Annotated in this window: 4 protein-coding genes and 2 pseudogenes; 3 read left to right on the plus strand and 3 right to left on the minus strand. The window is 70.5% G+C overall.

Features of this window, described 5'->3' with window-relative positions:
- From Y694_RS17840 to Y694_RS17850, 3 genes and pseudogenes are all read right to left on the minus strand, one after another.
- A pseudogene (locus Y694_RS17840) lies at window positions 1–761 on the minus strand (LrgB family protein); the annotation flags it as partial.
- Entirely contained in the window at window positions 758–1135 is a 378-nt protein-coding gene (locus tag Y694_RS17845) for a CidA/LrgA family protein (RefSeq protein ID WP_011831150.1), read from the minus strand. The pseudogene Y694_RS17840 and the gene Y694_RS17845, both read right to left, overlap by 4 nt.
- 34 nt (window positions 1136–1169) lie before the next feature.
- Window positions 1170–2677: pseudogene (locus Y694_RS17850) on the minus strand (M20 family metallopeptidase).
- 307 nt (window positions 2678–2984) lie between these two features.
- Between Y694_RS17850 and Y694_RS17855 the strand changes: the two are divergent.
- The 3 genes from Y694_RS17855 to Y694_RS17865 all read left to right on the plus strand — a co-directional run.
- Complete coding sequence (locus Y694_RS17855) at window positions 2985–4229, plus strand: efflux RND transporter periplasmic adaptor subunit (RefSeq protein ID WP_036234958.1); 1245 nt, start codon at window positions 2985–2987, stop codon at window positions 4227–4229.
- Window positions 4230–4245: 16 nt separating this feature from the next.
- Entirely contained in the window at window positions 4246–7467 is a 3222-nt protein-coding gene (locus Y694_RS17860) for an efflux RND transporter permease subunit (RefSeq protein WP_011831153.1), read from the plus strand.
- Window positions 7460–8270 (plus strand): TolC family protein (locus tag Y694_RS17865; RefSeq protein ID WP_036234959.1); only part of this gene is annotated, 811 nt, incomplete at its 3' end. The genes Y694_RS17860 and Y694_RS17865, both read left to right, overlap by 8 nt.

Consider the following 8270-nt stretch of genomic DNA (forward strand, 5'->3'; position numbering starts at 1 on the left):
CCACCAGCCAGCGCGCCAGCACGGCAGAAGCAGTGCGCCGGCGATGCCGTGCAGCCCATCGCCAGGCTGGCGTACGCGCCGGCGCGTGGATGGATCGACCACGCGCGTGCCGTGCCGATGCCGTGCGCGGCCAGCCCGGCCGCGAAACCGCGCGCCGCCCAGTCGCGCACGCTCAGCGCGTTGAGCAGCGGCGTGACGATCAGCGCGCCGACGATGCCGGTCGTCACCGCGAACACCGCCGCCAGCGTGGCCGAGCCACCGATGCGCTCGGCGATGCCCATCGCGATCGGTGCGGTCACCGATTTCGGCAGCAACGAGGCCAGGATCAACTTCGATCCACCCAGCGCCCAGGCCGTGCCGAGCGCCACCGTGATCGAGGTCGCGGCCCCCAGCAACAGCGCGAGCAGCAAGGTTCCGGCGCGCGCCCGCAGCTCGGGCCACAGGCGCGCCAACGGCACCGCCAGCGCGACCGTCGCGGTGCCGAGCAGGAAATGCACGAACTGCGCGCCCTCGAAGTAGCGGCGGTAGGGCGTACCGGTCGCCGCGAGCACCGCGATGATCGCCAGCACCGACCACAGCACCGGATTGGCCAGCGGATGGCGCCCGCTGCGCGCCGACACGCGCTCGGCGATCACGTAGGCGCCGAGGGTCAGCGTCAGCCCGAACAGCGGCGTGGCGGCCAGGTAGACCCACACCTCGGCCAGCGGCTCCAGCGCGCCGCTCAGGCCGACCGGCAGCGTCAGCGCGCGGGACGCGCTCATGGCGCCGGCGCCTCGTCGTCGGTGTCGTCCGACCCCAGCCGGCGCGACAGGAACCACGCCGTGACGGCGATCGCCGCGGCGGTGCTGGCCACCAGCGCCACCACCCACGCCAGACCCTCGCGCACCAACGGCTCCCAGTACAGCATCACGCCGACGGCGGCCGGGATGAAGAAGATCGACAGATGGGCCAGCAGGCCGTCGGCCGCCTGCTCGAGCGGTGCCCAGGCCGGCTTGCCCACGCGCTGCCGCAGCAGCAGGCCGGCGAGCAGCAGCACCAGCCCGATCACCGGCCCCGGCACCGGCGCGTGCGTGAGCTGCGCGATCGCCTCGCCGAGCGACTGGAACAACAGCAGCGCGGCCAGGCCCTGGATCATGGTCGGTCGCGGCCGGGCACTGGGGCCGCCTGGCTCAGGCGACAGCGTCGGCGGGCAGCGCCGCGATCACCTGCGCCACCGCGGCCGTGAGCCGCTTGCCGTAGGGCAGGTGCAGGAACTCGTTCGGGCCGTGGGCGTTGCTCTTCGGACCCAGCACGCCGCAGACCATCATCTGGGCCTTCGGGAAGCCCTGCTGCAGCAGGCTCATCAGCGGGATCGTGCCGCCCTGGCCGACGTAGCCGCAGGGCGCACCGTAGTGCGCGCGCGAGGCCGCCTGCAGCGCCGTCTCCAGCCAGGGCTCGATCGGCGGGGCGTTCCAGCCGCTGGCCCCCAGGCGCCGACCCGGCCGTCCGGCGCGAACACCACCTTGGCGTTGTAGGGCGCGTTGTCCTCCAGCAGTGCCTTGAGCCGCACCGCGGCGTCGTGGCCGTCGACCAGCGGCGGCAGGCGCAGGCTCAGCTTGAAAGCCGTGACCGGCCGCAGCACGTTGCCGGCGTCGGCGATGGCCGGCAGGCCGGCGGCGCCGGTCACGCTGAGTGTGGGACGCCACGTGCGGTTCAGGAGCGCCTCGGTGGCGTCGGTGCTCATCGGCAGCACCGAGCCGCCGTCGGCACCACAGGCCCACGGAAAGCGCTTCCAGACCTCGTCGCCCAGCACGCGCGCCGTCTCGGCGGCCTGTGCCATGCGCTCGGCCGGGATCTCGCAGTGCAGGCTCTGCGGCAGCAGGCGGCCGGTGGCAGCGTCCTCCAGCCGGTCGAGCAGCTGGCGCAGCACGCGCAGGCTCGACGGCACGATGCCGCTCGAATCGCCGGAGTGCACGCCTTCGCTCAGCACCTCGACACGCAGCGTTCCCGTGACGTTCCCGCGCAGCGAGGTGGTGAGCCAGAGCTGGTCGTAGTTGCCCGCGCCGGAGTCGAGGCAGACCACCAGGCTCACGTCGCCGAGCCGCGGCTTGAGCGCGTCGATATAGGCCGGCAGATCGCCCGAGCCCGACTCCTCGCAGGTCTCGATCAGCCCGACGCAGCGCGGCCGCGGCACGCCCTGCGCGTCGAGCGCCTGCAGCGCCGTGACGGCCGCGTAGACCGCATAGCCGTCGTCGGCACCGCCGCGGCCGTAGAGCAGGCCGTCCTCGAGCTTCGGCGTCCATGGTCCCAGGTCGGCGCGCCAGCCGCTGAATTCGGGCTGCTTGTCGAGATGTCCGTAGAGCAGCACGGTGGGCGCGCCGGCCGCATTGCCGCCCGGCGTGGTGGCCGGCAGCTCGAAGAAGATCACCGGCGTGCGCGGCGTGCCGTCGGCTTCGCGCAGCGCAATTACTTCGAGCTTCAGCCCGGCGAGCCGCTGCCGCTCGACCCAGGCCGCGGCGCGGTGCACCACGCGGTCGATGTGGCCGTGCGCGGCCCAGTCCGCATCGAACATCGGGCTCTTGGCGGGGATGGCGATGTAGTCGATCAGCTCGGGCACGATCTGCGCGTCCCAGGCCTGGTCGACGTGGCCCTGCAAGACGCCGGCGTCGAGGCCGGGCAGGCGGTCGGGAGCGTTCATGGCGATGCGCGCTGGATGCGCGAGGTGGAGCGACGGGCCAGTATAGGCAGCCCCCTCTCCAGGGCATCCTGCCCGCATGAAGAGCTGGCCGAAGACTTGCAAGCCGTCCTGCAATAGGCTTGCAGGCTTCGGGGGCATTTCACGGCCATCGCTTGATGACCGTTGGGTCAGTAACATCCCCCTCCTGCACAAAAGACACACGTGGAGTGGCGGACGATCTCCGAACGTGTGCGCCCCTCAGGGAGGACTTCGCACGGCTGTCGCGGAGGCCTCGATGCCTCACCACCTCTTTCTCCTAGGTGCTCTCATGCGTGACTCCGTTGCCTCCCCTGTTCCGTTCCGACATGCCGCCGCGCTGCTGATCGCCGTGTCGCTGGCCACCGGCATGCTGACGGCCTGCGGCGAGCGCGCCGAGGCGCAGGGCGGCCCGCCGCCGGCCCCGCCGGTCTCGGTGGCCCCGGCGGTGCAGAAGCCGATCGCCGACAGCGAGGAGTTCACCGGCCGCCTCGAGGCGCTGGAGACCGTCGACATCCGGCCGCGCATCGGCGGCACGATCGACCGCGTGCACTTCGTCGATGGCGCCACCGTCAAGAAGGGCGCGCTGCTGTTCACGATCGATCCCCGCCCCTACCAGGCCGAGGTGGCGCGTGCCGAATCGCAGCTCGCCGCCGCGCAGTCGCGCGCCGAGCTGGCCAAGGCCGAACTGGCCCGCGCGCAGAAGCTGCTGGACGCCAAGGCCGTGTCGCGCCAGGAGTTCGACCAGCTCGGCTCCGGCGAACGCACCTCGCAGGCCGACATCCGCGCCGCCGAGGCGGCCCTGCGCGTGGCGCGCCTCAACGTGGAGTACACGGCGGTGCGCGCGCCGATCGCCGGGCGCCTGTCGCGCGCCAACATCACCGCCGGCAACCTGGTCGACGACAAGACGGTGCTGACCACGCTGGTGGCCACGCACAAGGTCTACGCCTACTTCGACGGCAGCGAGCAGACCTTCCTGCGTCTGCGCAAGGCCAACGACGCCCAGCTGAACGTGAAGATGGGCCTGGCCAACGAGAGCGGCTTCCCGCACACCGGCAAGGTCGACTTCATCGACAACCGCCTCAACACCCAGACCGGCGCGATCCGCATCCGCGCGGTGTTCGACAACGCAGACGGCCAGTTCACGCCGGGCCTGTTCGCCCGGCTGCAGGTGGCGGGCAGCACCTCCTACGACGCGGTGCTGACGCCCGAGCGTGCGATCGGCACCGACCAGAGCAAGAAGTTCGTGTTCGTGGTCGGCGCCAACAACGTCGCCGAGTTCCGCGAAGTCAAGCTCGGCGCGCTGATCGACGGCATGCGCGTGGTCACCAGCGGCCTGAAGCCGGGCGAGCTGGTGGTGGTCAGCGGCCTGCAGCGGGTGCGCCCGGGTGCGCCGCTGGCGCCGGAGAAGCTCGATGTCGACGCCCGCGGCATGCCGGTCGAGAAGCCGGTCGCGCCGCCGCCGGGCGCCGGCGGCAAGAAGGACGAGAAGAAGGCCGCGCTGAGCGCGCCGGTCGCGGCTGCGCGCGCCGCCTGATCCGGGAGCGGCTTCCATGAACCTGTCCCGCTTCTTCATCGACCGGCCGATCTTCGCGGCCGTGCTGTCGGTCTTCATCACGCTGGTCGGCGCGATCGCGATCTTCAAGCTGCCGATCTCCGAATACCCCGAGGTCGCGCCGCCGCAGGTGGTGGTGCGCGCGCAGTTCCCCGGCGCGAACCCGCGCGTGATCGCCGAGACGGTGGCCACGCCGCTCGAGGAGCAGATCAACGGCATCGAGAACATGCTCTACATGGGCAGCCAGGCCTCGGCCGACGGTGCCCTGACGCTGACGATCAGCTTCAAGATCGGCACCAACCCCGAGGTGGCCGAGACTGCGGTGCAGAACCGCGTGAACCGCGCGCTGCCGCGCCTGCCCGAGGTGGTGCGCCAGATCGGCGTGACCACCGAGAAGAGCTCGCCGAACCTGACCATGGTGGTGCACATGGTCTCGCCGGACAACAAGTACGACGCGCTCTACCTGCGCAACTACGCCACGCTCAACGTGCGCGACCCGCTGCTGCGCATCCCGGGCATGGGCTCGGTGCAGACCTTCGGCTCGGGCGACTACGCGATGCGCATCTGGCTCGACCCGCAGAAGCTGTCGGCCCGCGGCCTGACCTCGGCCGACGTGGTGGGCGCGATCCGCGAGCAGAACGCGCAGGTCGCCGCCGGTGTGGTGGGCGCGCCGCCGTCACCGAACAACACCGAGTTCCAGCTCGCGATCAACACCCAGGGCCGGCTCAGCAGTGAGCAGGAGTTCGGCGACATCATCGTGCGCGCCGACACCGCCGACGGTTCGGTGATCCGCGTGCGCGACCTCGGCCGCGTCGAGCTCGGCCCCAACACCTACTCGCTCGGTTCGCTGCTGAACAACAAGGAAGCAGCCGCGATCGGCATCTTCCAGGCGCCCAACTCCAATGCGTTGCAGCTGTCGAACGACGTGCGCGCCACGATGGAGCGGCTGAAGGCCGACTTCCCGCCCGGCGTCGACTACGCCATCGTCTACGACCCCACGCGCTTCGTCGCCACCTCGATCGAGAAGGTGATCCACACGCTGGTCGAGGCGATCGCGCTGGTGGTGCTGGTGGTGATCGTGTTCCTGCAGACCTGGCGCGCGTCCATCATCCCGCTGCTGGCGGTGCCGGTGTCCATCGTCGGCACCTTCGCGGTGCTGCTGGCGCTGGGCTTCTCGATCAACACCCTCACGCTGTTCGGCCTGGTGCTGGCGATCGGCATCGTGGTCGACGACGCGATCGTGGTGGTGGAGAACGTGGAACGCAACATCGAGGCCGGCCTGAGCCCGCGCGATGCGAGCGTGAAGGCGATGCAGGAGGTGTCGGGCCCGATCATCGCCATCGGCCTGGTGCTGTGCGCGGTGTTCGTGCCGCTGGCCTTCGTGTCCGGCCTGTCCGGCCAGTTCTACAAGCAGTTCGCCGTGACGATCGCGATCTCCACGGTGATCTCGGCGTTCAACTCGTTGACCCTGTCGCCGGCGCTCAGCGCCATCCTGCTGAAGCCGCACCACGCGAAGAAGGACTGGTTGACGCGCGGCATGGACAAGGTGTTCGGCCGCTTCTTCGGCTGGTTCAACCGTTTCTTCACGCGCAATGCCGACCGCTACAGCCGCGGCGTCACCGGCACCGTCGTCAAGCGCAAGTCGATCGCGCTGGTGATCTACGCAGTGCTGCTGGGTGCCACCCTGCTGCTGTTCAAGCTGGTCCCGCCGGGCTTCGTGCCGCAGCAGGACAAGCAGTACCTGATCGGCATCGCGCAGTTGCCCGACGGCGCGAGCCTCGAACGCACCACCAAGGTCATCCGCCAGCTCAGCGAGATCGCGCTGTCGGTCCCGGGCGTGAAGAGTTCGGTGGCCTTCCCCGGCCTGTCGATCAACGGCTTCACCGCGGCGCCCAACTCGGGCATCGTGTTCCTGAGCCTCGACGAGTTCGAGAACCGCACGGCGCCGGAGCAGAGCGCCGACGCGATCGTCGGGCAGGTCAACCAGCGGCTGGGCGCGATCCAGGACGCCTTCATGTTCGTGCTGTCGCCGCCGCCGGTGAGCGGCCTGGGCAATGCCGGGGGCTTCAAGCTGCAGCTGCAGGATCGCGACTCGCTGGGCGAGGGGGCGCTCAACGGTGCGGTGCAGCAGTTGATGGGCCGCATCTACGGCAACCCCAACAGCACGATCACGCAGGCGTTCTCGAACTACCAGATCAACGTGCCGCAGCTGTTCGCCAACGTCGACCGCACCAAGGCCAAGCAGATGGGGGTCAACCTCAGCGACATCTACGAGACGATGCAGACCTATCTGGGTTCGCTCTACGTCAACGACTTCAACCGCTTCGGCAAGACCTACCAGGTGATCGTGCAGGCCGACTCCGGCCACCGCGCGAAGGCCGAGGACATCGGCGCGCTGAAGATCCGCAACGCCGCCGGCGAGATGGTGCCGCTGTCGGCCATGATGCGCATCGAACCCACCTTCGGGCCGGGTTCGGTGGGCCGCTACAACGGCTTCTACACCGCCGACTTCAACGGCGCGGCCAAGCCCGGCTTCAGCTCCGGCGAGGCGCAGGCCGAGATGGAGAAGATCCTGAAGGAGACGCTGCCGCGCGGCATCAGCTACGAGTGGACCGAGCTGGTCTACCAGGAGAAGACCGCCGGCAACACGATGATCTACATCTTCCCGCTGTGCGTGCTGCTGGTGTTCCTGGTGCTGGCGGCCACCTACGAGAGCACCACGCTGCCGCTGGCGATCATCCTGATCGTGCCGATGTGCATCCTGAGCGCGATCACCGGCGTGTGGCTCAGCGGCTTCCTGGGGCAGCCGGCCGACAACAACATCTTCACGCAGATCGCCTTCGTGGTGCTGGTGGGGCTGGCGTGCAAGAACGCCATCCTGATCGTCGAGTTCGCCCGCGAGCTGGAGGACCACGGCCGCAGCACCGTCAAGGCGGTGGTCGAGGCCTGCCGCCTGCGGCTGCGTCCGATCCTGATGACGTCGATCGCCTTCATCGCCGGCGTGATCCCGCTGGTGCTGTCCAGCGGCGCCGGCGCCGAGATGCGCCAGGCGATGGGCATCGCGGTGGCGAGCGGCATGCTCGGCGTCACCGTGTTCGGCCTGTTCCTGACGCCGGTGTTCTACGTGCTGCTGCGCAAGCTCGCCCCCAAGAAGCACCTGCCCACCGCCCATGCCGCGCCGCTGAAGCCGCGCGCCCCGACGGGAGACGACCATGCGTGACGCCCCTATCCTCCGGCTGCCCTTCCGTCTCGGCGTGCTGGCCGCGGCCGCCCTGATCGCCACCGGCTGCGCGGTCGGTCCGAACTACGAGCGGCCCGCCCGCACGGTGGATGCCGAATTCATCAATGCCGGCGCGTCGGCCAACAACACCCAGCCGGTGTCGGCCGACATCGCCAGCTTCTGGCGCGGCTTCGGCGACGAGGCGCTGAGCACGCTGGTCGAACGCGCGCTGGCCGCCAACGGCGACGTGCGCATCGCGCAGGCACGCCTTCAGGAGGCACGCGCCGATCTCGGGCTGGCCCAGGCCGCGCTGCTGCCCGACGTCGGCGTCAGCGCCGGCGCGACGCGCGGCGTCACGCCGATCACGCAGGCGCCGGGCCTGTCGCGCAGCGACCGCACCGGCACGGTCTACGACGCCGGCTTCGTCGCGAACTGGGAGCTCGACTTCTTCGGCCGCAACCGCCGCGCCAGCGAGTCGGCCGCGGCGCTGGTCGCCGCCAGCGAGGCCGGCCTGCACGCGGCCCACACCGCGGTGGCCGCGGAGGTGGCGCGCAACTACCTGGAGCTGCGCGGCCTGCAGCAGCGGCTGCAGGTCGCCGACACCTCGCTGGTCAACCAGCGCGAGTCGCTGCGCATCACCGAGGCCCGGCTCGACGCCGGCCGCGGCACCCAGCTCGACATCGCGCGGGCGCGCACGCTGGTCGAGAACACCGAGGCCACGCGGCCCACGCTGCAGGCCGCGATCGACCGCACGATCTACCGCCTGGCCACGCTGAGCGCGCAGCCGCCGCGCGCGCTGGCGA

It is taken from the genome of Methylibium sp. T29-B, assembly GCF_000576225.1.
Classification (GTDB): Bacteria; Pseudomonadota; Gammaproteobacteria; order Burkholderiales; family Burkholderiaceae_C; genus Methylibium; species Methylibium petroleiphilum.